The sequence below is a fragment of the Streptomyces sp. NPDC051183 genome (genome assembly GCF_040682455.1).
Taxonomy (GTDB): Bacteria; Actinomycetota; Actinomycetes; order Streptomycetales; family Streptomycetaceae; genus Streptomyces.
In genome coordinates, this window is record NZ_JBFBBA010000018.1 from 54,677 (window position 1) to 80,613 (window position 25,937).

At 69.4% G+C, this 25,937-nt stretch carries 19 protein-coding genes and 1 pseudogene; 8 read left to right on the forward strand and 12 right to left on the reverse strand.

Going from position 1 to position 25,937, the window contains the following annotated elements; translation table 11 throughout:
• Positions 1-42 precede the first annotated feature (42 nt).
• The 4 genes from AB0M99_RS17845 to AB0M99_RS17860 all read right to left on the reverse strand — a co-directional run bounded on the left by AB0M99_RS17845 (position 43) and on the right by AB0M99_RS17860 (position 3,780).
• Positions 43-876 carry a carbohydrate ABC transporter permease gene (locus AB0M99_RS17845; RefSeq protein ID WP_365921361.1) on the reverse strand — a complete coding sequence of 278 codons (834 nt, stop codon included), beginning with the start codon at positions 874-876 and terminating at the stop codon, positions 43-45.
• Positions 873-1,694 carry a sugar ABC transporter permease gene (locus tag AB0M99_RS17850; protein WP_365921513.1) on the reverse strand — a complete coding sequence of 274 codons (822 nt, stop codon included), beginning with the start codon at positions 1,692-1,694 and terminating at the stop codon, positions 873-875. The genes AB0M99_RS17845 and AB0M99_RS17850 overlap by 4 nt, the downstream gene beginning before the upstream one ends.
• Before the next feature lie 68 nt (positions 1,695-1,762).
• On the reverse strand, positions 1,763-3,097 hold the full coding sequence (locus tag AB0M99_RS17855; RefSeq protein ID WP_365921363.1) for a sugar ABC transporter substrate-binding protein: 1,335 nt from the start codon (positions 3,095-3,097) through the stop codon (positions 1,763-1,765).
• A gap of 317 nt (positions 3,098-3,414) precedes the next feature.
• The gene (locus AB0M99_RS17860; RefSeq protein WP_365921365.1) at positions 3,415-3,780 is read right to left on the reverse strand and encodes a hypothetical protein; all 366 of its coding nucleotides are present in this window, start codon (positions 3,778-3,780) and stop codon (positions 3,415-3,417) included.
• A gap of 201 nt (positions 3,781-3,981) precedes the next feature.
• Here AB0M99_RS17860 and AB0M99_RS17865 point away from each other — a divergent pair, with 201 nt between their 5' ends.
• On the forward strand, positions 3,982-4,431 hold the full coding sequence (locus AB0M99_RS17865; protein WP_365921367.1) for a universal stress protein: 450 nt from the start codon (positions 3,982-3,984) through the stop codon (positions 4,429-4,431).
• Between the two features lie 13 nt (positions 4,432-4,444).
• On the opposite strand, the gene AB0M99_RS17870 is transcribed toward AB0M99_RS17865, so the two are convergent.
• The 3 genes from AB0M99_RS17870 to AB0M99_RS17880 form a co-directional block, all read right to left on the reverse strand.
• Entirely contained in the window at positions 4,445-5,434 is a 990-nt protein-coding gene (locus AB0M99_RS17870; protein ID WP_365921369.1) for a hypothetical protein, read from the reverse strand.
• 124 nt (positions 5,435-5,558) lie between these two features.
• Positions 5,559-6,497 carry a serine/threonine dehydratase gene (locus AB0M99_RS17875; RefSeq protein WP_365921371.1) on the reverse strand — a complete coding sequence of 313 codons (939 nt, stop codon included), beginning with the start codon at positions 6,495-6,497 and terminating at the stop codon, positions 5,559-5,561.
• A gap of 14 nt (positions 6,498-6,511) precedes the next feature.
• Positions 6,512-7,153, reverse strand: coding sequence for a TetR/AcrR family transcriptional regulator (locus tag AB0M99_RS17880; protein WP_365921373.1), 642 nt, complete (start codon positions 7,151-7,153; stop codon positions 6,512-6,514).
• 171 nt (positions 7,154-7,324) lie between these two features.
• On the opposite strand from AB0M99_RS17880, the gene AB0M99_RS17885 reads away from it, so the two are divergent.
• The 6 genes from AB0M99_RS17885 to AB0M99_RS17910 all read left to right on the forward strand — a co-directional run bounded on the left by AB0M99_RS17885 (position 7,325) and on the right by AB0M99_RS17910 (position 15,814).
• Complete coding sequence (locus AB0M99_RS17885) at positions 7,325-9,022, forward strand: ricin-type beta-trefoil lectin domain protein (RefSeq protein WP_365921374.1); 1,698 nt, start codon at positions 7,325-7,327, stop codon at positions 9,020-9,022.
• Positions 9,023-9,045: 23 nt separating this feature from the next.
• Positions 9,046-11,313, forward strand: a complete 2,268-nt coding sequence (locus AB0M99_RS17890; RefSeq protein WP_365921376.1) for an alpha-N-acetylglucosaminidase — start codon at positions 9,046-9,048, stop codon at positions 11,311-11,313.
• Positions 11,314-11,545: 232 nt separating this feature from the next.
• Entirely contained in the window at positions 11,546-11,884 is a 339-nt protein-coding gene (locus AB0M99_RS17895; protein WP_365921378.1) for a hypothetical protein, read from the forward strand.
• Positions 11,877-12,911: a polyprenyl synthetase family protein gene (locus tag AB0M99_RS17900; RefSeq protein WP_365921380.1), complete on the forward strand. Its 1,035-nt coding sequence runs from the start codon at positions 11,877-11,879 to the stop codon at positions 12,909-12,911. Before AB0M99_RS17895 ends, AB0M99_RS17900 begins: the two co-directional genes overlap by 8 nt.
• 99 nt (positions 12,912-13,010) lie before the next feature.
• Complete coding sequence (locus AB0M99_RS17905; RefSeq protein ID WP_365921382.1) at positions 13,011-14,198, forward strand: oxygenase MpaB family protein; 1,188 nt, start codon at positions 13,011-13,013, stop codon at positions 14,196-14,198.
• Between the two features lie 32 nt (positions 14,199-14,230).
• Positions 14,231-15,814, forward strand: a complete 1,584-nt coding sequence (locus AB0M99_RS17910; RefSeq protein WP_365921384.1) for a molybdopterin-dependent oxidoreductase — start codon at positions 14,231-14,233, stop codon at positions 15,812-15,814.
• A gap of 28 nt (positions 15,815-15,842) precedes the next feature.
• Here AB0M99_RS17910 and AB0M99_RS17915 read toward each other — a convergent pair whose 3' ends face one another.
• Positions 15,843-16,796, reverse strand: a complete 954-nt coding sequence (locus tag AB0M99_RS17915; RefSeq protein ID WP_365921386.1) for a DNA repair exonuclease — start codon at positions 16,794-16,796, stop codon at positions 15,843-15,845.
• An 86-nt stretch (positions 16,797-16,882) separates the two neighbouring features.
• Complete coding sequence (locus tag AB0M99_RS17920) at positions 16,883-17,704, reverse strand: hypothetical protein (protein ID WP_365921388.1); 822 nt, start codon at positions 17,702-17,704, stop codon at positions 16,883-16,885.
• Positions 17,705-17,892: 188 nt separating this feature from the next.
• Here AB0M99_RS17920 and AB0M99_RS17925 point away from each other — a divergent pair, with 188 nt between their 5' ends.
• Positions 17,893-18,963: an alpha/beta hydrolase-fold protein gene (locus tag AB0M99_RS17925; protein WP_365921390.1), complete on the forward strand. Its 1,071-nt coding sequence runs from the start codon at positions 17,893-17,895 to the stop codon at positions 18,961-18,963.
• A 114-nt stretch (positions 18,964-19,077) separates the two neighbouring features.
• Here AB0M99_RS17925 and AB0M99_RS17930 read toward each other — a convergent pair.
• The 3 genes and pseudogenes from AB0M99_RS17930 to AB0M99_RS17940 all read right to left on the reverse strand — a co-directional run.
• Positions 19,078-19,383: pseudogene (locus tag AB0M99_RS17930) on the reverse strand (transposase); the annotation flags it as partial.
• A 321-nt stretch (positions 19,384-19,704) separates the two neighbouring features.
• Positions 19,705-20,115, reverse strand: coding sequence for an SMI1/KNR4 family protein (locus AB0M99_RS17935; protein WP_365921392.1), 411 nt, complete (start codon positions 20,113-20,115; stop codon positions 19,705-19,707).
• A 213-nt stretch (positions 20,116-20,328) separates the two neighbouring features.
• Positions 20,329-25,572, reverse strand: a complete 5,244-nt coding sequence (locus AB0M99_RS17940) for a DUF6531 domain-containing protein (protein WP_365921394.1) — start codon at positions 25,570-25,572, stop codon at positions 20,329-20,331.
• Positions 25,573-25,937: the final 365 nt, after the last annotated feature.

Here is a 25,937-nt window from a genome sequence, read left to right on the forward strand (position 1 = left end):
TCCTGGGGAGGGAAGGGGCGGGTCGGAGGGTTCTGCTCGGGCTCAGGTCTTGACGGCTCCCTCGCCCACGCCCTTGAAGAAGAAACGCTGGAGGGCGAAGAAGAGGAGCATCATGGGGACGAGCGCCGCCATCGCGCCGGCGGCGATGAGCCGCTGGTCGTTGACGGTCGTGGCGCCGGCCAGGGTCTTCAGGCCCAGCTGAAGGGTGTAGTTGTCGCTGTCGGTCAGGATCAGCAGCGGCCAGAGGAAGTCGTCCCAGGCGCCCATGAAGCTGGTGATGCAGACGACGGCCAGCGCGCCCTTCGCCGCGGGGAGGAAGACCCGGGTGAAGCGGGTCCACTCGCCCGCCCCGTCCAGCACCGCGGCCTCCTCGACCTCCGTCGGCACGGCGAGGAAGGCCGCCCGCATGATCATGATGTTGAGGACGGAGACCGCGCCGGGCAGCCAGACCCCGATGAGGGTGTCGACCAGGCCCATCTCCCGGACCGTCAGGAACATCGAGATCATCACCGACTCGAAGGGGAACATCAGCGTCGCCACGAGCACCGTGAAGACCGTCTTGCGGCCCTTCCAGCCCGCCCGGGACAGGGCGTAGCCGCCCATCGCCGCGAACAGCATGTTGGAGGTGACGGCGAGGGCCGCGACGATCAGCGTGTTGCCCACGTACTGCACCAGCGGGAAGGACTCCGCGACCCGGAGGTAGTTGTCCAGGGTCGGCTGCGAGGGCAGCACGCCTTCGTACACGTTCTCGCCCCGGCCGCGGATCGACGTCAGGAACTGCCAGACGATCGGCCCGAGCATCACCACGAGCATCAGGGTCAGGGTCAGGTACCGGCCGGCCAGGCCGATCCGGCGGCGTCTGCGGTCGGCGCTCAACCCTCGTCCCCCTTCGACAGGTGCCGGCCGAGCAGGCTGAAGACCAGCGTCAGGAGGAACAGCAGGATGGACACGGCGGAGGCGTACCCGGTCTCGCCGGAGAAGCCGAGGCCGACCTGGCGGATCAGGAAGGGCAGCGTGCGCGCGCCGCCGCCGGGGCCGCCGCTCTCGCCGCCGAGGATGTAGATCTCGGTGAAGACGCGGAGCGCCGAGATGGCGGAGAGGGTGCCGACCAGCAGCATCATCGGCTTCACCTGGGGGACGGTGATGCTGAAGAAGCGGCGCAGGGTGCCGGCGCCGTCGAGCGCCGCGGCCTCGTAGAGGGAGGGCGAGACGTTCCCGAGGGCCGCCAGGTAGAAAACCATGTAGTAGCCCAGGCCCTTCCACACGGTCACGATCATCGCGGAGACGAGCAGCATCGTGCTGTCGGTCAGGAACGGGATCGGCTCGGAGACGATGCCGAGCTTCTGGAAGACGGTGTTGACGAGGCCGTCGCTGCGCAGCACCCACTGCCAGATCAGACCGACGACGACGGCCGAGGCGATCACCGGGGTGTAGAAGGCGGAGCGGAAGAAGCCGATGCCGGGGATCTTCCTCTGTACGAGGACCGCGAGGGCCAGCGGCAGGAGGACCAGGCACGGCACGACGACCACGAGGTACAGCACGCTGTTGCCGGTGGCGACCCAGAAGTCGGGGTCGGCGAAGGCACGGGTGTAGTTGTCGAAGCCGACGAAGCCGCCACCGCGCAGGATCTGCGCGTCGGTGAAGGAGAGGATGACGGTGTTGACGAAGGGCCAGAGGCTGAACAGGGCCACCATCACCAGGCCGGGCGCGAGGAACAGGTAGGGCGTCCAGCGGTTGCGGTGGGGCAGGCCCGCCTCCGACGTCACTTGCGCACCATCTTGGCGAGCAGTGCGTTGGCCTCCTCCTGCGCCTTCCGCACGGCCGTCCTGGCGTCCTGCTCGCCCTTGATCGCCTTCTGCACCTCGCGCACGACCGCGTCGCCGACCTGGTTGGTCCACTGGACGGGCGTGTTGGCGTCGAGGGCGGCGGTCCTCAGCTGCTCCGCCCCGATGGCACGGGCCAGCGTCTCCGCGTCCTTGCCGTCGCCCCGGTCGGCGAAGTAGGGGTCTGCGAGGCCCTTGGCGTTGGACGGGTAGATGGTGGCCTTCCGGGCGAACTCCACCTGGTTGGGTCCGTTGGTGACCCACTTGGCGAACTCGGCGGCCGCGTCGAGGTGCTTGGTGTCCTTCTTGATGCCGAGCGACTGGGCGTAGATGCCGATGTGGCCGAGCCTGCCGGTGACGGCACCCGCGACGCGGGTGTCGGCGTAGACCTGCGGGGCGTTCTGCTTGATGTCCTTGACGAAGCCCGGGGAGCCGGGGCCGAAGACGAGCTTGCCGCCGCCGTAGAGCTGGTTGACGTCGTCGGACTTGAGCAGGGACTCCTTGGGCATGGCGCCCTTGGCGTACAGGGACTTCATGCGCTCGACCCACTCGACGGCCTTGTCGGTGTCGAAGGTGAAGCGGTCCTGCTGCCCGTTGAGGATCGGGATGCCCATCCTCTGCCAGTCCCCCGGCAGCCGGCCCTTGGGGTCGGCCATGAAGGCGGAGTACCGGCCGCCGGATCTGGCGGCGATCTGCTCGGCGTAGTCGAAGAACTGCTCCACGCTGGTCGGCGGCTTCTCCGGGTCCAGGCCGGCCTTCTCGAAGAGGGACTTGCTGTACGTGAGCACTTCCGGGGTCACGTACCAGGGGTACGCGTACACGCTGTCGCCTCTGCCCGGCAGCTTGAACTGCTCCCAGGCGCCCGGTACGTACTCCCGGGCGACCTCGGCGTCGAGCCCGGCGACGTCGGCAAGCATCCCGCGGTCGCCGAGGAGCTGGAAGGAGTCGGTGGAGAGGTTGACCACGTCGGGGAGGGCGCCGGCCTGGGCGTCGGCGACGAGCTTCTCGTTGTACCCGTCGCCCGGGACGTCCTCCCACTTGACCTCGGCGTCCGGGTACTCGGCCTCGAAGGAGTCGATGACCCCCTGGACGTAGCTCGTGTACACGGGCTTGAGCTGGAGGGTGCGGAAGGTGATCTCGCCGGCCACCTTGCCCGTCCTGCGGGCCTCCTTCACCTCGTCGGCGCCGCCGCTCACGCCGCACGCGGAGGCCGATAAGAGGGTGCCGGCCGCCAGCGCGGCAATGGCTGTACGGGTCACGTTCGAACGGGTCATCGTCGCCGCCTTCGTGAAGTCCGGCCTCGCTGCCGGAGAGCGGTGCCCACGTTCGCCCGAGTTCAAGACGGCGTCAATGGGCCCGAAGTCCCGCTGGCCGACGGCATGCACCCGTAAAATCCGGAGAGGGGACCGGCCGGGCCCCGAAACCGCATGATCAACTGCGACTTGATCTGCGCTGATGCGCTTTAGTCCCAAATCCCCTTGCAGGTACCATCAGTTGAATGACGAAGCGGCTCGTCCGTCAAATTTTGACTCCTTGACACCGGTCCCCGAAGCCCCGCACTAATGCGCTTTACCACGCACACCGACCGGACCTACTTCATGCGGTACTGGACCTTCTCCGCGAGCTTGCCGTCCTTGTAGCAGAAGCGGTAGACCGTCTCGGCGGCGTCCTTGCCGTCGCCGCCGGACGCGTACCAGGAGCAGGACGTGCCGGGCGGCTCGGCCGGGCCGCCCTCCTTGAGGGCGGACTTGATGAAGGTCTCGCCGGACGGCATCTTGCCGCGGACCGCGTCCTCGGCATCGCCCACGTTCACCGACTGGTAGACCCCGGGCTCCAGGAAGGCCTTGTCGGCGACGTCCTTGAGCTTCCCGATGCCGAACAGCAGCAGCACGAGCGCACCCACGCCCAGGACCAGCGCCACCCCGCAGCCGATCAGACAACCCTTGCGCTGTGCCACGCCCGTTCCTCCGTACGTCCCCTGCCCGGCGCGGTTCGCCGGGCCCTCAGACCTTCGCAGGGGGCGGGGCCGCGGAGCTGTCCTCGAAAGTCTTCGACTGCCGCAACGATCGTCGTTCGGGGCAGGGTGCACCGCGTTCGGGGGGCATATCCGTGTATACAGGGAGGGAACGACCATTCGGACGAACCGAGAGGAACCACCGTGACTGACCCCATCGAGCCTCTGATCGTCGTCGGCGTGGACGGCTCGAACCATTCGAGGCAGGCGCTGCGCTGGGCCGTCGATCAGGCCAGGGCCATCGGCGGGCGCGTGCACGCCGTCATGAGCTGGGAATGGAACACCAATCCCTTCGGCGTGAGCCCCACCGTCCAGGACGAGCTGGTCGGCGCCGAGGAGGCCGCCCGGCAGAAGCTCGCCGACACCGTGGCGGAGTCGATCGGCAACTCGCCCGGCGTGCCGGTGTTCCGCCGGGTCGAGCAGGGCGCGCCGGCCCAGGTGCTGGTGGACGCCTCGAAGGAGGCCGAACTGACCGTGGTCGGCACCCGCGGCTACGGCGGCATCAAGGGTGCGCTGCTCGGGTCGGTGAGCCAGCAGGTGGTGCAGTACGCCGCCAGCACGGTGGTCGTGGTGCGCGAGAACGACGGCGTCTGAGCGGGCGCCGGGCTCAGGCCGCCGGGCAGAGCTGCGTGTACGTCCGGATGTAGGTCCAGGGACTCTCGTTGCCCTGTACGTCGGTGGCGCGCAGGGCGTAGACGTGCGGTTCCGGCGAGACGCCGAACAGGCTGATGCTGTTGTTCAGCTCGGAGCCCGGGGCGAGGCCGACCGGATCCCACTTGTTCCTGTCGAGCGAGTGGTGCAGGTCGTAGCGGTGGATGCGGTGCACTGCGAAGGGCTGCCAGTTCAGGACGATCTGCTTCGGCGTGGCGCCGCAGTGCCAGCTCGGGCTCACCAGGAACGGCGGCGTGTCCGTCAGACGGTCGTTGCTGATCAGGAAGGTGTTCAGCCGGCCGACCAGGTCGTCCGCGTCGAGGACGGCCAGTTGCGGGCAGTTCTTGAGGGTCAGCGACACGAGCGTCTTCACCGCGCCGACGGCCCGCAGGTCCGCCCGGCCGAGGTACGCCCCCAGGGCCACCTCGGGGGTGCCGAGCCGCACCGACTGCCGGCACAGCTCGGCCGCCAGGTTGCCCACCGTTTCGCCACTCGCGCCCTGCGCTCCCGCGGCGTTGAACAGCGCTGCGGCCTCGCCGGCGGACTGCTCGTCCGTGCCGCCCGGGGCCGGTGCGAAGTTCGCATCGTAGTCCCGGCGGCTCGGGGGGTCCCGGAGGTCGCCGCTCAGGTACGGGAGCGACTGGACCGCGGGGAGGAGGACGTCCTTCGGGCACTTGCCGTTCGCGAAGTCGAGGACGGCCGTCGACCCCAGACCGAAGAGGCCGTCCCAGCCCCCGGCGCGGCCCGTCCCCGCCGTGATGTCACCGACGATCCCCTTCGCGGCCGCCTTCAGGCGCTCCTTCCCCTCGGGCGTCGGGTCGTTCCACACCGTCGCCTTCAGCTTCTCGCACGTGTCGGCGACCCGGTCGGTCGGCGCCGCGCGGGCCGGCGCCGCGCCGGCCGCACCGACGGGCGGCGCCAGCAGGGCCAGCACGGCCGCCGTCACGACGGTTCCGCGACGACGACAGCGGCGACCACGGCCCGAGACGGGGTTACCGGCGCGAACGGACATGGCTTCACGGCCCCTTGGCAAGAGCTCGAACGTCCGCCCCCATCTTAGTCCCGGCGCCCTACGACGGCGCGCCGCCGGCCAGGTCCGCCGGGTCGGTGTTCGCCCCGCACAGGACCACCGCGACCCGTTCGCCCGGCGCCCGCGGCACGCTCCGCAGGCCCGCCAGGGCCGTGGCCGCGCCCGCCTCGACCACGATGCGGTGCTCCTCCCACAGCGCGCGCCGGGCGGCGGTGATGGCCGCGTCCGGGACCAGCACGGACTCCACGTTCTTCTCCTGCGCTGCGGCCAGCGCGGCCGCCGAGACGCGGGTGGCGCCCAGCGAGTCGGCGGCCACCGAGTCCACGGCCACGTCCACGGGGCGCCCCGCCGCCAGGGCCGCGTTCAGCGCCCGGCAGTTCTCCGGCTCCACCGCGAGCACCCGTACGCCGTGTTCGCGCGCGGCGGTGGCGATCCCGGCGAACAGCCCGCCCCCGCCGACGGCGACGACCACGGCGTCCAGGCCGGGCAGGGCGGCCCGGATCTCGTCCAGCAGGGTCCCGGCGCCCGCGGCGATGAGCGGGTGGTCGTACGCGTGGCTGCTCAGGGCCCCGCTCGCGGCGGCGAACTCCTCGCACGCGGCCAGCGCTTCGGCGTACCGGCCGCCGACGAGCCGTACGTCGGCCCCGTAGCCGCGCAGCCGCTCCACCTTGACGCGCGGGGCGTTGGCGGGCAGGAACACGGTGGCGGGCACGGCGTGGGCGCGGGCCGCCCAGGCGCAGGCGAGGCCGGCGTTGCCGCCGGAGGCGATGGTGACGCCGGCGTCCGGGAGGGTGCCGGCCCGGTGGTGGGCGGCGAGGAAGTTGTGTGCGCCGCGGGCCTTGAAGGAGCCGGTGTGCTGGAGGTGCTCCAGGGCGTACCAGACACCGTCGGCCGCGGGCACCACCGCGACGGGCCGCAGCGCCCCGGCCGTCCGGTCGGCGGCGGCGCGTACGGCGGCGTAGTCGAGCTGCTCTTCCATGGACTCACTCCCCATCAGGCGGCAGGCCGGGCGGCCTCGATCAGCTGGCGCAGGGCGCCGTAGTACACCTCGTGGTCGGTCAGGGCGGGCAGTACGTCGGCCAGCCCGCCCGAGAGGACCGGGAACCGCTCCGGGTCCAGGGCTGCGAGGGCGGCCCGCGAGGCGGCGGTGGCCCCGGCCGGATCGCGGTGGTCCACGAAGGCGGCGCTGCCCAGGGTCAGCAGGTACATCCGGCGGTACGCGGTCATCGCCTCGGCCGGGGTCATCCCGGCGGCCACGCTGTCGGCGAGGGCCGGTTCCACGAGCCGGGCCAGCAGCTGCCGCCCGAGCCAGGGCCGGCCGCCGCGCAGCACGAGCAGTCCGGGGTGCGCGGTGAGCAGCCGGTACAGGGCGGTGAACCGCTGCTCGGCGGCCTCCGCCCAGCCGGTCCCGGCCGGGATCTCGGGCAGCTGCGCCGCGAGGTGCTCGGTGCAGAGGTCGAGCAGTCCGGCGAGGTCGGTGCAGCGACGCTGGACGGTGGCGTGCGAGACCTCCAGCCGGTCGGCGAGGGTGCGGAAGCTCAGCACTCCGGGCCCCTGCTCGTCGAGGATCCGCAGGGCGGCGACGGCAATGGCCCCGGGCGTGGCGCGGTCCAGGGCGGCTGATCTCCTCGGCATGAGATACAGCGTATCAGCCGACGTACCGTACGCCGTATCGACCCCTTCGCATGACGCCGACTACACCCATATTGCTGGTCATCGGCCAATAATCAGCGCCTTATGTTGACAGCGGGTAGTCACACCGCTGCACTGAGCCGTCGACAGCCGTCCCCACGTCAAGGAGACTCCGTGCCGCCTCGCCTGCGCGCCTCGCTCCCCTGCCTGACCGCGGCCGCCCTGCTCGCCCTCTCGCTCTGCCCCGCCCCCGCGGCGGCCGAGCCGACGGCGACCTCGGACACCCCGCTCGCGCTGACCCCGCCCATGGGCTGGAACAACTGGGCCCACTACATGTGCGACATCGACGAGGCCAAGGTCGTCGCGAACGCCGACGCGCTCGTCTCCACCGGACTCGCCGCCAAGGGCTACGACACGGTGACCATCGACGACTGCTGGATGACCAAAAGCCGCGACGCGCAGGGCAACCTGGTCGTCGACACCGCGAAGTTCCCGCACGGCATGGCCTGGCTGGGCGACTACCTGCACGCCAAGGGGCTGAAGTTCGGCATCTACCAGGACGCCGGCTCCCTCACCTGCGAGCGCTACCCCGGCAGCGGCTCCCCCGAGGGCGGCGGCCCGGACCACTACGCACGCGACGCCCGCCAGTTCGCCTCCTGGGACGTGGACTACGTCAAGATGGACGGCTGCAACCTCTGGGTGCCCCCGGGCAAGACCAAGGAGCAGGCCTACCGGGACGCGTACAACTCCGTCGCCAGGGCCCTGCGCGACAGCGGCCGGGACATGGTCCTGTCCGCCTCCGCGCCCGCCTACTTCCAGCAGGGCGAGTGGGGCGGCCCCGACTGGCACAAGGTGCTCGGCTGGGTCGGCGAGACGGGCCAGCTGTGGCGCGAGGGCCGCGACATCAAGGTGTACAAGCCGACCGCGCCGAACACCTCGCGGTGGAGCTCCGTCATGGGCAACTACGGCTACAACCGCTGGCTCGGCCGGTACGCGGGCCCCGGCAACTGGAACGACCCCGACTTCCTGATCGCGGGCGCCCCCGGCCTCACCGAGGCGGAGAGCCGCAGCCAGGTCGGCCTGTGGGCGATGATGGCCGCGCCGTTCATCCTCTCCTCCCAGGTCTCCGAGCTCTCGCCGGCCGGGCTGGCCGCGCTCGGCAACACCGAGCTGATCCGGCTGGACCAGGACCCGATGGGCCGCCAGGGCGCGGTGGTCTCCTCCAACGCCACCTTCGACATCCTGGTGCGCCCGCTGGCGGGCGGCGACCGCGCGGTGGCCGTGCTCAACCGGTCCGGCGCGGCGCGCGACATCAGGGTGCCGCTCGACGAGATCGGGCTGCGCGACGGGCAGCACGGGGCCTGTACGGCCGAGGCGAAGGACCTGTGGAGCGGGGAGCGCCGCGAGGTCTCCGAAGCGTTGACCGGGAAGCTGGGCGCCCACGACACCGCGGTGTGGCGGCTGACCCCGCGCGGCTGCGCCGAGGCCGTGCCCACCGGCCAGATCACCGGGGACGGCGTCAAGTGCGCCGACGGGGCCAACACCACCGGTGTCGGCGCCGTCGTGATGGCCGGGTGCACCGGCGCTCCCGACCAGCGCTGGACCGCGGGCCGCGACGGAACCCTGCGGCTGGCGGGCGAGTGCCTGTCGGCGGGCGAGGACGGCCTGGTGGAGCTGGCCGACTGCGCGGACCGCCGGCAGCCGGGGCAGAGCTGGACCCCGCGCCGCGACGGGGCCCTGATCGAGGACGCGAGCGGACTGTGCCTGACCGCTCCGGCTCCGGTCGCGACCCCGGACGCTCCCGCCGAGCGGCTGCGGCTGACCGAATGCGGCGATCACCGGGTCGACCAGGCCTGGGCGCTGCCGGTCTGACGGGTACGGGGATGAGCGATCAGATGCCGCGTACCCGACGCCTGTCCGCCTCTCTCGCGGTGCTGCCCGCCGCGCTGCTGACCCTGGTCTGCGCGGGGGCCGCGCCCGGAGCCGCGGCGCCCGCGGCCGAGCCGGGGGGCGCCGTACCGGATGCCGTACGGGCGCCCGCGCGGGTGACGCCGAAGCCGCGGGCCCTCGACGCCGGTCCGGCGCGGGCCGCGCTGCAGCGGCTGCTCCCGCGGCACGCCGCGCAGTTCGCCCTCGTACCGGACCCGGCCGCCGGGGCCGACACCTTCACGGTGTCCGGAGTGGCCGGTGCGATCACCGTCCGGGGCTCCACCGGCGCCACCCTGCTCACCGGGGTCGGCTGGTACCTCCAGCACGTCGCCGGCGCCGACATCGGCTGGCCCGGCGACAGCATCACCATGCTGCCCGCCGTACTGCCGCGGGTTCCCGAGCCGGTCACCCGCAGTGCGCTGGTCCCGCACCGGTACGCGCTCAACGACACCGACGACGGGTACTCCGGCCCGTACCGCTCCTTCGAGGAGCACCAGCGGCAGATCGACCTGCTCGCCCTGCACGGCATCAACGAGGTGTTCGTGCAGGTCGGCGCCGAGTACCCGTACTACCGGGCGCTCCAGGATTTCGGCTACTCCGCCGAAGAGCTGCGGGAGTGGATCCCCGGTGCCGGGCACCAGAGCTGGTGGCTGCTGCAGAACCTGAGCGGCTTCGGCGGCCCGGTCACCGAACGGCTGATGCGCGAGCGCGCCGAGCTGGGCGGGCGGATCGCGGAGCAGCTGCGCGGGCTCGGCATGACGCCCGTGCTGCCGGGCTACTTCGGCACCGTGCCGCCGGGGTTCACGGCGCGCAATCCGGGCGGGGCCACGGTCGCGCAGGGCGACTGGGCGGGCTTCGACCGGCCGGACTGGCTGGACCCGAACTCGGCGGCCTTCGGGAAGCTGGCCGCCGCGTACTACCGGGAGCAGCGGGCGGTCTTCGGCGACAGCACGATGTACCGGATGAGCCCGCTGCACGAGGGCGGCCAGACGGGCCCGGTCGACGTGAAGTCGGCGGCGGGTGCGGTGCAGTCGGCCCTGGAGGCAGCACATCCGGGCGCCCTGTGGGCGGTGCTGGGCTGGCAGGACGACCCGACGAAGGAGCTGCTGGCCGGGGTGGACACCTCGCGCCTGCTCATCCTGGACGGGCTGTCCGACCGGTACAACCGCCTGGACCGGGAGGCCCGTTGGGGCGGCACCCCGTACGCGATGGGGACCATCTACAACTTCGGCGGGCACACGACGATCGGCGCCAACACCTCGGTGTGGATCGACCGGTTCGGCTCCTGGCGGTCCAAGGCGGACAGCGCGCTGGCCGGCATCGCCTATCTGCCGGAGGCCACCGGGACCAATCCGGCGGCCTTCGACCTGTTCACGGACCTGGCGTGGGAGCCCGGTCCCGTGGACCAGCGGAAGTGGTTCGCGCAGTTCGCCCAGCGGCGGTACGGGCGGGCCGACCCCGCCTCGGCGGCGGCCTGGGAGGAGCTGCGCAAGGGCCCGTACAGCACTTCATCGGGGCTGTGGTCGGAGTCCCAGGACAGCCTGTTCACCGCCCGGCCGGACCTGGCGGCGGTGGGGGCGGCGTACTGGAGCCCCAAGTCCATGCGCTACCAGGCCGGTTCGGTGCGCCGCGCCCTCGGTCACCTGCTCAAGGTGGACCCGGCGCTGCGCGGCTCCAGCGCGTACCGCTTCGACCTGGTGGACACGGCCCGGCAGGCCCTCGCCAACCACTCGCGGGTGCTGTTGCCGAAGATCAAGGCGGCCTACGAGGCCAAGGACCTGCCCCGTTTCCGCGAACTCACCGCCGAATGGGCGTCCAGGGAACACCAGTTGGACGCACTCGTCGGATCCGATCCGAACTTCCTGCTCGGCGGCTGGCTGACGGCGGCCCGGTCCCGGGGCGCGGACGCGGCCGAGCAGGACCGGCACGAGTACGACGCCCGCTCGATCCTGAGCGTGTGGGGCCGGCGCAGCACGAGCGAGGGCGGTTTCCTGCACGACTACGCGAACCGCGAATGGGGCGGTCTCGTCTCGGAGTTGTACGCCAGGCGGTGGGCGTCCTACTTCGCGTCGCTGGAGGAGGCCCTGGTCCGGCGGGCCGCGCCCCGCCCGATCGACTGGCACGCCTTCGAGGAGGAGTGGGCGCGGCGCACCACCCGCCACCCGGACCGGCCGGAGGGGGACCCGTACGCCCTGGCGGAACAGGTCGCCGCCTCCCTCCCCGCCACCGGCTGACGTACCTCACCCGGACGGTGGCGATCACATCATGCGGTGATCGTCACCCTCCCGTGGGAATCTCGGTACCCGTGCGGGGGAGATGGCCCGCTGCGGTTCGTCGCGCGGGGCGGCCACTCGGTTCACTGGCTCGGAAATGATCAGGGGCGGTCGTCGGCGCGATCCGACTGCCGCCCCTTCCGACGCCATGACGGCGCGCCGCCGTCGTGCATCAGGCAGGAGTGCGCCGAAGATGTCCGACACCGAACAGGGACGGCCCGAGGCCGCCGCGCCGACGGCCGCACCGGCCGCACCGGCCGCGGGAGGGTTCAACCCCTCCGCGACGCTGGAGTTGCTGACCCTCCTCGCCGCCGGGGTCGCCGATCTGGCCCTCGACCAGTTACGCCAGTCCGCCGACAAGGCCCAGGACGTGCTGCGCCGATCCGATCTGCGGGAACTGCTCACCGACGGGGTCGTGGAGCTGCGCAAGCGCGGGGAGCTGGCCACCGCCAGAGTCGGAGCGGGCTCCGACAACTACCTGGAGACCATGGCCCGCCGGGCCGCGGAGAGGGCCGGTCACCCCCGTGCATGACCACACCGGCTTCAAGGACCGCATCGACGAGGTACTGGTCCGGCTGGCGGACGAGGAGGAGCGTGCCCTGCTGGGCCTGCACGTCGAACTCTCCCCGCTCTCGGAGCAGTTGCGCCGTTCCATCGCCCGCGGGAAGCGCATCCGGGCCGCGTTCCTCTACTGGGGCTGGCGGGCGGCCGGACAGCCCGACTGCGAGGGCGTGATCCGGGCCGCGGCCGCGATGGAACTGGTGCACGCGGCGGCCTGCACCCACGACGACATCATCGACGACAGCCGGATGCGGCACGGGCAGCTCACCGCGCACGCCGCCTTCGCGGCCGCGGGGCAGCGTTCCACCGCGCTGGCGATGATCCTCGGCGATCTGCTGATGGGCTACGCGGGCCACGTCTTCACCTCCTGCGGGCTGCCGGGGGCCTATCTCGCGCGGACCGTACCGCTCTGGTCCACGCTGCTGCGCGAGACCATGGCGGGCGAGTTCCTCGAAGTGCTGCGCACCGACGCGGGCCCGAACCGGGAGCCGCAGGTCGCGGAGTCCCTGGAGGTGTGCCGCTACAAGACGGCCAAGTACACCGTGGAGCGGCCCCTGCACCTCGGCGCCACCCTCGGCGGCGGCTCCCGTGCCCTGCTGGAGTCCTTCTCGGCGTACGGACTGCCCCTCGGCGAGGCCTTCCAGCTCCGCGACGACCTGCTGGGCACCTTCGGCGACCCGGCCAGGACCGGCAAGTCGAACCTGGACGACCTGCGGGACGCCAAGCCCACCGCGCTGCTCGCCCTGACCGTCGCGGCGGCCGGCGAGGACGACCGGCGGCTGCTCGCCAAGCTCGTCGGGAACCCCGAGCTCGGCGAGGAAGAGGCCGCCGCAGTACGGGAGTTGATGGAACGCTGCGGCGCCAGGCAGCAGGTCGAGGACATGATCGGGGAGCGGATCGTCCGCGCCGGCGAGGCGCTGGACACCGCCCCCATGCCGGCGGAGGCGCGATCCGCGCTGCGCGGGCTGGCCGGCACGGCGGCCGACCGGTCGCTGTGAGGCCCACGACGCCGCCCGCGCCGACCTCCCCCACCGAGCCGCCCGTGCCGACAGCCCTTCGGCTCAAGACTCCGAGCACCCTGAACGACGAGGACTGACGTGAACGCCAACGCCACCAACACCGCTCCCCCGAAGACCCGTTACACGCACGCGGCCCTGGACACGCTGCGCACCCAGGGCGATCCGCTCGCCGACGAGACCGTCGCGACGATGTTCCGCCGCAAGGAGGTGGGCGACCTCAACACCCTGATGCGGTTCTTCAGCACCGCCGGGGACAAGCTCCCCGAGAAGCTCCCGGCCGCGGCGGCCGCCTACTTCGAGGCCACCGCCATGCCGCCGAGCTGGGTGGACTGGGACGTCATGGAGCAGGCCCGGCTGTTCTTCATGGACAACGCGGCCCACATCAACACCGGCCTGTCCTTCGCCGCGATGCCCGCGACCTACGCCATTCCCCGGCTCTCGCGGCTGCTCTCCTCCACGCACTCGCTCTCGTACCCCTCCCGGCGCATGGCCAACACCGGCCAGTTCGTCACGTACCTGATGCAGACCAACTCCTTCGCCGAGGGCAGCAAGTTCATCCCCGCCGCGCAGAAGGTGCGGCTCCTGCACGCGGCGGTCCGCCACCACCTGCGCGAGGGCGGCCACTGGGACATCGAGAAGGACGGACTGCCGATCTGCCAGGAGGACATGATCGGGGGTCAGATCTGCTTCTCGCTGCTCGTCCTCGACGCCATGCACCGGCTCGGCATCCACATGAGCGAGGACGGCGCCGATGCCTACTTCTACGCGTGGCGGGTCGTCGGCTCCATGCTGGGCTGTGACATGTCGGCCGTGCCGGAGAACCTGACGGAGGCCCGCGACTACTGCGACCTCTACCTGCTGCGCAACCTCGGACCCTCCCCCGAGGGGGTCAAACTGAACGCCCAGCTGATGCGGATGTACGAGGACGTCGTGCCGGGCACGCTCTTCGACCCGATGGTGCCCGCCACCGTCCGCCACCTCGTCGGCGACACGATCGCCGACTGGCTGGAGATCCCCCGCAGCCCCTGGGACACCGCGGCGAAGGCCGTGCCCGTGTTCCTCGGCCTGCTGGAGACCGTCGAGGACAGCAGCCCCTTCGCGGAGTGGGCGCTCGACAAGGCGGGCTCGATGCTCGCCGGCTTCGAACTGTCCGCGCTGACCCGGGGCCGGGTGATGCACCACGCCATCCCCGCGGAGCTCAAGACCGAGTACGGGGTGAAGCCGCCGCGCACCGGACGCTGGGTGCCGCCGGCGCCCGTGCACTGACGGGGACCGCGGGGCGGGGTCACACTGGCCCTGTGAACGCACAACCCGCACCACCTGCGGACCGAAGCGACCGCCTGCGCGGCGCCGTCAGCGGGCTGGTCGCCGCCGTCGCCGGACTGGCCCTGGCGGAGCTGGCCGCTGCGGCCGTCCGGCCCGAGGCCGCCCCGCTCACCGCCGTCGGCGGAACCGTGGTGGACCGTACGCCGGTGGCGGTCAAGGAGTGGGCGATCCGCCAGTTCGGCACCGCGGACAAGCTGGTGCTCACCCTCGGCATCGTCCTGGTACTGGGCGCGGTCGCCGTGCTGGCCGGCTTGCTCGCCGTACGCCGCCTCCCCGCGGCCATGGCGCTCGCCGGGAGCTTCGGGGCCGTCGGCGCGGTGGCCGCGGTCAGCCGCCCGGAAGCGACCTGGCGGGACGCACTGCCGTCGCTGGCGGGCGGGGCGGCCGCGGCCGCGGTGCTGTACCTGCTGGTCACGGCGCTGGGCCGGCCCCGGCCGGAGCACTCCCCGGCCGGCGGCGCCTGGGCGATGGACCGGCGCGGCTTCGGCCGGCTGGTCGCCGCCGCCCTCGCGGCCTCGGCCGGGGCCGGACTCGCCGGGCGACGCCTGGGTGCCTTCGGCTCGGCGGGGGCGACGGCATCGAGGGCGGGCTTCGTCCTGCCGCCGCCCGCGGTGCCCGCACCGCCGGTACCGGCCGGGGCCGATCTGCGGGTGCCGGGGGTGTCGCGGTTCCTCACCCCCAACCGGGACTTCTACCGCGTGGACACCGCCCTGGTCGTCCCGCGCGTGGACGCGGACACCTGGCGGCTGAGGATCCACGGGGACGGGGTCGCCAAGCCCCTCACCCTGGACCTGCGGGAGCTGCTCGCCCGCCCGCTGGTCGAGCACGACATCACCCTGACCTGCGTGTCCAACGAGGTCGGCGGCCCGTACGCGGGCAATGCCCGCTGGCTCGGCGTGCGCCTCGCCGACCTGCTCCGCGAGGCCGGGGTGCGGCCGCCGTCCCAAGGGGGTCCGGCCGACCAGCTGGTGGCGCGTTCCGTGGACGGCATGACCCTGGGCACTCCCGTCGAGGCCGTGATGGACGGCCGGGAGGCGCTGCTGGCCGTCGGGATGAACGGCGAGCCGCTCCCCTTCGCGCACGGCTTCCCCGTCCGGATGGTCGTACCGGGCCTGTACGGGTACGTGTCGGCCTGCAAGTGGCTGCGCGAGCTCCGGCTGACCACCTTCGACGCGTACGACGCCTACTGGGTGCGCCGGTCCTGGGCCGCGCAGGCACCGGTCAAGACCCAGTCGCGCATCGACACCCCGCGGCCCTCCGCCGACCTGGTGGCCGGACCGGTGGCGGTGGCCGGGGTGGCGTGGGCGCAGCACCGGGGCATCTCCCGGGTCGAGGTACGGGTGGACGGCGGCCCGTGGCAGGAGGCCCGGCTGGGGGACGCGGACGGCGACGACACCTGGCGCCAGTGGGTGTGGCGGTGGGAGGCGACTGCCGGCCGGCACACCTTGGAGGTCCGTGCGACGGACCGCGGCGGCGCGGTCCAGACGGGGGAACGCACCGGAACGGTCCCCGACGGGGCGACCGGCTGGCACTCGGTCCCGGTGCGCGTGGCGTGAACCGGGTCCGAGGTCTTCCCGCGGTGGCTCAGTGACGGTTCACCGGGGTCGCTCCGGTGCCGGGTCCGGCGCAGATCATGGACTGGGGGCCGGCCAGTTCCCGGGCGAGGTGCAGGAGGTCCGGGTCGGTGGGGCCGTGCACCGTCCAGACCACCGCGCCGGAGGGGGCCGAGGGGGCCACGGCGGCGAGCTGTGCGCGGATCCCGGCCTCGGTGACCGCGCCGTGCGGCAGGTGGAGCGTTTCGTAGCGCACCGGCGCGGTGTGCACCTCCCGTACCTCGATCCGGCCGCCGTCCTCGATCAGCAGCTCCGCGAAGCCGCGGCCGCCCGCCTCGGCGGGGCCGCGGCCGTGGGTGTTGCCGGCGTACGCCGCGTCAAGGCCGATGGCGGGGACCAGCCGGTGGTGGACGTGGCCCAGGGCCCAGTAGTCGTACCCGGAGTCCGCCAGCGTGCGCACACTGGTCGGCGCGCAGATCCGGCGGCTCCAGGCGCCGTGCAGGCTGGTGTGCAGGAGGCCGATGTTCACGGTCCGCGGGATCCGCCGGGGATATCCGGCCGCGAGGTCGCGCGTCTCGTCGGGGTCCCCCACCGACTGGCCGTGGACCGCGATCCCGAGGTCCGGCCAGACGACGGTCTCCGGCGCGTCGGCCGCCGGCCAGCGGACCGAGGGCGGCAGCAGCAGCTTGCGCGGCAGCGGCGTCTCGGCGTCGTGGTTGCCGGATACGACCACGGTCGGCAGACCCGATTCGTGGAAGGCCCCGAGGATCTCCTGGAAGGCGGCCAGCGCGTGGCTGTCCGAGTGGCGGCGGTCGAACACGTCCCCGGCGACGAGCACCGCGTCGTAGCCGCCCGTGAGGATCCGGTCCGCGGCCGCGCGCAGCGCCTCGTACGGGGCCGCGTGCGGGTCTATCTCCGGTGCGCCGGCGTACTCCTCCAGCCCGTGGAGGAAGGAGCCGATGTGCAGGTCGGCCAGGTGGGCCACGCGTATTCGGCCTGGATCGGCTCGGGTGGGGTCGGATGAGCCGGGGTCTGGCGGTCCGGGGTCCGCCGGGCCGGGAGGCGCGGCCATCAGCGTGCACCTCCGTGTATCCGGTGGTGGGCGAGGATGAGGTCGGTCTTGAAGGCGTCCCGCTCCAGCAGCCAGCCCTCCGCCCGGAGCATGCCCATCAGGTGGGCGCGGAGCTCCAGGGCTTCGGGGAAGGTGCCCGCCTTGGCGGTGATCTCCGCGAACCAGGCCCGCTCCCCGTCGCTCCCGGTGCGCAGCCGGGACACCTGCAACTCGATCGCGCGGTCGAGCACCCGGCCCGGGTGGTTGGTCTGCCGCACGGGGCCGTGGATCAGGGAGCCGGCCGCCGCGGACTGCGCCCGCTGCCACAGCCCGTCGGGCAGCCGGTCCAGGGCGAGGGCTCGGGAGGCCTCGGGGCCGGGGAGCTCGCCGGGCGCGAGGTGGGGCGCCGGGGCGCGCCGTTTCGCGGAGAAGTCGAGGGTGGCGCTCGTATGGCTGAGGTTGACCCGGGCGGCGCGGAAGCACCCGTCGGCACCGAAGCCGGCCCGGCCCGCCCGTTCGAGCGCGCGCCGCAGGGCCGCCGGGTCGGTGCCGTCGCCGTCGATGCCGAAGCGGGCCTTGTACGCGAGGCGGATGCGCCCCTCGTCGTCGTGGCGCCGCATCCGGACGATCCAGCCCTGGCCGCTGAGGCTCCGCTCGGCGTCGTCCAGGTACTGAGCGACCTCGAAGCTGCCGGCCGCGCCGAGCGAGAGCGTGGCGGCGGCCCCGTCGAGCGGCGCGCCGTCGGCGTCGAGTACCTGGCACGGGTCGACCAGCAGCTTGACCTGGTACGCCCCGTGGTTGATCCGGCGAAGCAGGGCGTCCTCCATGGGTCCGTAGATCACGTCACATACGACACCAGCGCGCCCGGCGTCGTCGGGGCAGCGCCACTGCCCGCAGTCTGAACCTACCCCGGGAGCGCGGCGACGCCACCCGGATGGCCCTCCACCCGGGGGGTACGGGCGCCGTACATTTGACGGATTGTCCGGACATCACTCGTATGTCGCCGTCCCGGACGTCAGGAGCCGGCGCAGTGGAGCTGACCAGTACGTCGTTCCTCGTCACGCTGATCGTCGTCACCGTGCTCGCCATGCTCGCGGCACTGCTGCTGTGGAACCGGATCCCCGGGCCGGGCTGGCTGCGCTGGCCGGCGCGGCTGGTGATGATCGGCCTGTGCCAGCTCACCGCCATCTGCGTGGTGGCCACGTGGATCAACGGGAGCTACGGGCTGTACTCCTCCTGGGACGACCTGCTGGGCACCCCCGACGGCGAGGACGCCTCCGTGATGACGGGGCCGCCGCTGGGCAGGGCCAAGTTCACCCAGGGCAGCGACGGCACCCGGATCACCTACTTCCGCGGCTCCCACTCGAAGCTCGCCGGGCAGGTCACCGTATGGACTCCCCCGGAGTACAGCGCGCCGGGGGCGGACAGGACCCGGTTCCCCGTACTGATGCTGCTGCACGGGTACCCGGGCTCGCCGCGGACCTGGATCGACCTCGGCAACATGCCGGGCGCCCTGGACCAGCTCGTCCAGGTGGGCGCGGCGCACCCGTTCATCCTGGTGATCCCCGAGCTCTACCCGGGCGGGGTGAACACCGACTGCACCAACACCCCGCAGCGCAAGCTGGCCAGCTGGCTGGCGGAGGACGTGCCGGATCTGGTCGCCAAGAACTTCCGGACCCTCCCGGAACCCAAGGGCTGGGGGCTGATGGGCGTCTCGACCGGAGCCTTCTGCGCGGCCAAGCTGCCGCTCCAGTACCCGAAGGCCTTCCGGGCGGGCGTGGCCCTGGACCCGGACCCCCTGACCGGGGATCCGGGCGTGCTGGCCGACCCGGTGCTGCGCGAGCGCAACAGCCCGATGTGGCTGGTCCAGCACGTCAAGAAGGCGGACGTCGGGCTGTTCCTGGCCACGTCGGCGCAGGACAAGGACAGCCCGCCCGGTCAGCTGGCCGCCTTCGTCAAGGCCGCGGAGGGCAGCGGGGTACGGGTCAAGACCCTGGTGCGACCGCAGGGCGGCCACAACTTCCAGACCTGGACCGGGATGTACCCGGACGCGCTGGGCTGGCTGAGTACGGAGATCTCACCGCCGGAGGGCGCCCCGTAGGCCTCTCAGAGGACGTCCTGTTTGAACAAGCGATAGTTCATGGTTTGTGCCAGGTTATGACTGTTTCGCCGGTTGCTCGTTTCGCGAGGTTGGAGATCATCGCGAGGCGGATTCGACCGCGTAGAGAGCCTGGTCGATGCGGCGCCGCCGCTGGAGCAGGCTGGGGAAGAAGCTACCGGCCCGCAGTTTCGGGATCGCCAGTTCCAGGTCGCCGGCCTGCGTGGTCACGGTCTTCTCCCGGTGCCCGTTGCGCCAGGCGGTGCGAGTCTCGGTGCGTTCGCCCCACTCGGCACCGATCCGGGCGGTGGCCTCGGCCTCGATCAGCTCCTGAAGCAGCCGTTCGGCGACTTCGCGGACGAGTTCAAGACCGTCTGCCGAACGTAGTGACTCAAGCAGGCGAAGTAGGTCATGCTGGGACAAGGCCACCGGGCACCCCCTTGGAACGAACTGGCAGTTCACCAAGGACAGTTGCACGGTGGCCTGCCCCGTTCTCAGGGAGCGTTCACCGGCAGCCGATGCACGCCAGGGCACGGAAACGGCGCACTTCCCAGCCAAGATCCGTTACACCACATCACGGGACGCCATCCCTGCCGTGGTCCACGGCTGATCAAAGATCGGATGGTAGATCAGGCCAACAGCCTCTCCATCCGCACACAAATCCAGGGCAGAGAGTCATCCGAATCTAATTTCGATCGACCGCTAACCGATATCGCGCGATTTGCTCCAGTTCCAAATAAAACCTCACCCGAGCGCCGCTAGATATCGATCCACCCAACACCGGAGCCAATCCGTAAATTTCGGCGAATCTTGCTTCGGAGTTGAATCCCCCTCGCAGTATGACCAGACTTCCGGATCATCGCCAATACCTCGGAGGAAGTAGAACTGATACCCCTGATGCATCATGAATACGCGATCGGTTGACTGCAGGAATGGAGGGCAGTCATTTTCATCCAGCAAATCCTTGGAATCGCCCCAGAGGCCGAGCATTTGCGGGAAGAATATATCGCTCCCAACGAATAGACGGCCGGCGGATTTTCCTGCAATCTTCAGAAACTCACGATACGCTTCACCTATTGAGGCGGATTGATCTCCGGCAACTGCAGCGATTTCTGCTGCATCCAACCCCGCGACACGGTGTCTGGCGTCGGTCAATCGAGTGGCTACGATATGGATCGCAGCTCGAACCCGCTCAACCGGAGTGCTATCGCCCCACGTGGGCGGCCATTCTCGATCCCTCATCGCTCTTCGCAACTTTCGATCAAAGTAGAATCTACAGAAGTAGTCACGCTAGTGACAGTAACACCTCATTGCCCTCCCAGCCCGTGGCGACGGGCTGGGAGGGCAATGAGGTGTGGAACGCCCGGACTAATTGAGCAGATCCATGTCGAGCGAGAACAAGCGCACCTTAATGTTCGGATAGCGGGCTGCGAAAGCGGCAGCCACAGCCTGACATGAGTCGCAGACTGGTCGCGAAGATCCAACAGTGAGAGTGCCGGATTTGATTCCGGATTCCTCTACAAGCCGGGCAGCCTGTTCGAATATCTTCTGCTCTGCATCACTTACCCTCCATATTTTCTCGCCGGAGAACTGGTGGTCATTAAAATATGGAGCAGAGCCGACCTGTGAGTTACCTTTTCCACTGCCGGATGGGATATCGTGAACCCCAGTGTTTCCCAGCTTTAGCTCACCGAAGGCTGCCGACTTCTTTTTTCCGATACTGGATGCATCGCGTGCGAGTCTGACCCTGTAGCTGAAATAGCTTACGTCGATTCCGGCGGCAGCGGCATCGCCGACAGTCTCATAGAAGGAGTAGTTTCCTCCCTTTACCACCGTCGGCGCCAGCCGAACACCCGGACCTCCGCCCATCTTCGGCCCAGGAAGTACGAGCAGGCCAAACTGTCCTACCCCGCCAAGGCATTGTGCGACTCCGTCTACCGTGTCGCCTTGCTGGAAGGAATCAATGCCGCGCCGGACCGAACCCATCCCCGTGAACTCGTCCATGCATCCGGTCCAGCCCCATCGGCCGTTCTCCTTCGCGTACTCGGCGCCCGCCTTGCATGAATCCATGTATGAATTGGTGATCCATTTCATACTCGTGGAGAGCGGGATTGATGAAGTTCCCGGTATTTCAGCGGTCCAGCAGCTTTCCTTTCCGCTACCAGGGATCCACCAGCAGGTGCCTGCGGGGTCAAAGCGGTTGGTGGGTGCGTTGCCGACGTAGGCGTAGGAGGATTCCGTTGGAGAGTCCTGACCTGCCGTGTAGGGGTCGTGGCTGGTGAAGCGGCCTGTCGTCTGGTCGTACGAGCGGGCTCGGAGGTTGTAGCCAAGGGCCTCTGTGGGTGTGCCCTCTTCTCCCCTGATCAGCTCCTTGTACTGGCCCGTGTAGCCGAAGTTACTCCGGGGGGCTTCAATGTCGGTAAAGGGGCCGCCGGCGCCGAAGGCATCCGTGTAGTCATACGCCGCCGCCATGGTGCCGCTGGGGGTGGTAAGGCCAGTGATGGAGCCGACAAGGTCGCGATGGTAGTAGACGGCGGCGGAAGTTGGGTAATTCGGGACGTGGCCGTATTCGATTTCGCCGAGGGGGTTGTAGGTGTAATCGGAGTTCACTGCGCCTGTGCTGCTGTACTCGGCGGCGAGGAGCGGCAGGCTGTTGTTGATGTCCCAGGCGCGGGTAGTGCTGTCGCGCTTGGCCCGGTTGCCGTCCGCGTCGTAGGTGAAGGTCGCCCAGGTCTTGGTGCCCTGGGTCATTGCGGTCAATCGGTTCTGGGCGTCGAAGCGGTAGGTGTGTGCACCGGCCTTGACCTGGTTGCCGTCCGCGTCGTACTCGTATGCCACGGTGGTCGCGTCTTGGACCGTCTGGGTGAGTTGGTCCGCTACATCGTGGCTGTAGGCCGTTGCCCTTCCGTCAGCCTCGACAGTGGTCTTGCGGTTTCCGACCTTGTCGTAGGTGTATGCAACGGTCGGGGAGCCCGTGGGGCAGCTGTCAGCCTTGGTGGTCGAGGTGCAGTCTGTGAGTAGGCGGCCGGCGTTGTCGTATCCGTAGTAGTGCGACTTGGCCATGCTCTGGTTGCCGAAGGTGAGATCCACGGAATCGACGCGCCTAGGCTGACCAGCAGGGTCGAGTGTTGCCTGTCGGCTGGTCAGTGTGACGCCTGCCTTGACACTCGCGATGCCGGTCATGCGACCTGCGTTGTCGAAGGTGCGGGTCTCGGTGTAACCGCTGCCGTTGGGCAACTGGGTACTGGTGAGATGTCCAGCGGGGTCGTAGCCGTAGGTGATGGCCGCGCCGTCGGTTGTAGCGGTGCGACGGTTGCCGTCGTCGTAGGTGTAGGTGGTGGCCCGTCCGTGCGGCAGAGTGCGGGTCGTGAGCTGCCCAGCGTCGTCGTAGTTGTAGGTGAAGCCGTTGGTCTGATCGGGTACCGAGGCAGCCTTGAGCCGGTTGCGCGCGTCGTAGGTGAAAGTGCGGCTGCCCGAGCCGTCGACGACTGTCGTGCGGTTGCCGACGGCATCATACGTGGTGATGACGTCGGGGGTTGCGTCCGCGTAGTCGATGCTGGTCGGGCGGCCAACAGGGTCAAAGACGGTCGTGGTCACGATGCCGCGGGCATTTGTGACGGTCTTTCGGTTGCCGTCCGCGTCGTAGCTGTATCGGACCGTTCGATTCAGCGGGTCGGTCACCGAGGTCAGTTGCTGGGCCGCGTTGTAGTCGTAAGTGGTGGTGTGCTGATTGGCATCGACTCGCGTCTTGACGTTGCCGGCCACGTCGTAGGTGTATGCCGTCTGGCCACCGTCCGGAGCAGTGACAGTCTGGATGCGTCCCAGGATGTCGTAGGCGGTTTGAGTGGTCCTGCCGTTCGCGTCGGTTGCGGCGGTCCGCTGTCCGGTTGTGTCGTAGCTGAAGGTCTGTGTTCCGCCCAGAGGGTCAGTCACCTTCGTCGGGTTACCGGCAGCGTCGTACGCATACGTGATGGTGTGTTTCGCTGGATCGGTACCAGGCATGTTCCCTTGGGGAGCAGTCTGGGTCGCTATTCGGCCGCTGGCGTCGTAGGTCCAGCTGATCTTGTGACCCAGCGGAGACGTAGCGGCGGTGCGACTGCCGTCGGCGTCATAGGTGTAAGTGGCAGTCTTTCCCAACGGGTTCTTGGCCGTGCTCAGCTGGCCGGATGGCGTGTAGGTGAGAGTGGTGACCTTGCCCAGGGCGTCGGTCACCTCTATTACGTTGCCGTTGCCGTCGTACTTCCTCTTGGTCACTCGCCCCAGCGGGTTGGTCACCGAGACCGGGCGGTTCGACCCGTCGAACTCTGTGGTGGTCAGTGCTCCCGTCGGGTCGACGGTCTGGGTTCGGTTCCCGTTCGCGTCGTAGCCGTAGGTGGTGGTGTACTTGGCCGGATCAGCGCCGGCGACATTGCCCCGGGGGGTTGTCGTGGCGACCAGGCGGTTCGCCTTGTCGTAGTTATAGGTGCTCTTGCCGCCAGCTGCGTCAACGGTCGCTGTGACGTTGCCGACTGCGTCGTAGACCGAGCTCGTGATGGAGCCGCCAGGCGCCGTCACAGTGACGGGCCGGTTGGAACTGTCATAGGTGTAGCTGGTGACCCGGCCAACGGCGTCCGTCACCTTCGTCTTGTTGCCATTCGCGTCGTATTCGAACGATGTCACGCGACCAGCAGCGTCAGTGATCTTCGCCAGATAGCCAGCGGCGTTATACGCATTGGTGGAGGTGTACTTGGCCGGGTCTGCGCCCGCGACGTTCCCAAGGGGCTCAGTGGTCGTCAGGAGGCTGCCCGCGGCGTCGTAGGTGTACGTGGTCTTGGCGCCCGACGGCGTTGTCTCCGATGTCAGGTTGCCCTTGTCGTCATAGGTGAACGCACGGACCTTGCCACCTGGCGATGTCGTGGTCTTGACCTGGCCCAGAGCGTCGTAGGTGTAGGTCCGCTTGCCGTCCGGGCCATTCTCCTCGGCCAACTGCTGCTTGCCGTCATACGTGTATGTCGTCTTCGCGCCGCGCCCGTCCGTGTACGAGGCGATCTTGTCGCTCGCGGTGTACGTCCACGTCTGTGTGAGCGCGCTCTCGGTCCTGCTCAGCAGGTTCCCACGAGCGTCATATGACATCTTCGTGCGGCTACCGCGCGCATCTACGACGCCGGTCAGCCTCAGAGCCTCGTCGTAGACGAGCTGAGTCATGCTGCCGAACGGGTCGATGCGGGTGCTCAAGACGCTGCCATTGTAGAGGTCGGTCCAGATGCCCCCATTGGAGTCCTTGAAAGAGCTCTCCTGGACGGCACGGGTGAATTCTGTTTCCTTCCCCTCGGCATCAACCTGCTTGGAAACCCGTCCGGAGGCGTCGTAGGTGGTCTGCATGACCTTGCGGCCCGCAGGGTCCGTGATGCCGGCCAGCCGACCAGCCGCGTCGTAGTTGTACGCGACAGTTTTCCCATCCACACCCTTGACCGACGCCAGCAGACCCGCGGTATACCCGTAGGCAATCGTCCGCCCATCGGACAACTCCACCCCCGTCAGCAGGCGGGTGGTGCCGTCGATGCTGAACTTGGTCGTACGCCCGTGTACGTCCGTGGCGGTGGCCAGACCAGCGGCGCTATAGGCGAACATCATGCCGCGCCCAGCCGAGTCCTTCCAGGACGTGAGGCGTCCCGAACCGTCGAACTCGAGAATTCTGCCGTCCGGTGTGGTCAGTTTGAACCCTGAGGCAAGAGATCCGGACAGAGCCGACCGGACCCCCACGGAGACAGCCTTGTAGACCCCGGGATACTCTTCCGTATAGCGCGCCTGAACGCCCGTGTCCGATGTGTAGGTAACAGTCGGGCCAGATATCTCCAGGCGTGTGTCATAAGGAAGTGACCACCCCTTACCGAGTGACCCGGAGGAGGTGTTGGTCGAATTGTAGGCCCTCCCTATACTGAGTGACACACCCGGAGCGGGAATAACGGCGTCCACCGAGGTCTCAGTCAGTGCCCCAGTCGACGTGTTCACCGGGTCACCCATGTGACCGTTGATCGTCGGCCGCCCGGTCGCATCGACGCACACGCACCCCGTCAGCTCCGCTGCCGGAAGCGTGGCTCTGCGCGCCTGAGGCGGCATGGCGGGTGATTTCGCCTCCGCGCTCCAGTTTGTCGCGCAGTTCCAATTGAACGGATTGGAGTTTAGGTCGTCCTTAGCGATTGCGACCTTAATGTAATACTCGTCAGCGAGAGACATTGTGTCGTACTGGCTATTGTAATATGTATTGCTGGCGTGGGCTTCGCCCCAGACCCCGCAGCTTTCATTCAGCAGTACATTATCGGAGGCTCGATAGAATGCTATATGCGCCGCCCACTTGTTGACGCCATCAGGATTATCCCATTGCATTCCACCCCATTCGAGCGGCCAGCTGACATAGCCGATCGGAACGGGCCTGAAATTTGTTGGTGCGCTGGGAGCCGCTCCCGTGGTTACAGCAAGACGAGTGATCAGGGATGGTTCCATTTGCTTCTGCGTGCTCTTGGGGATCCTTGAGTAGGCCCTGACCTCCCCCTTCTCGCCCACGGAGGCAACTCCAGGAGCGTCACGAACCTTCAATCTCTCGATTTGGGCGCTGCGCTCCTCTTTCGTCATCGGCTTTGGGGGCTCCAGAGGCCTGGAGGAGCGTCCCTTGCCCACCGCCCCACCATCAACAGGCGCGACACTTGGGGTGGTGCGCTCGACTTCAGCTCTGGCGGCCACTCCCCCCGTCAAAAGTGACATCGCTAGCGCGCCGACGACAGCGAAGCGACCCACACGCATGCGGATCCACACAACTATCCCTCCCTTTCAGGAGACCTGGCACCTCCCCAGCGCCAGGATTGATCACCGTAACCCTTGCAGAGCCCAACATCACACTGAACCGTTCTGGTTCGGTAGAGATCTCAGAGGACGTTCACACCGCTAATGCGTAGGTATGGAATGGTTTGCCGCTTGGTGAACTTGCCACTATGCAGGGC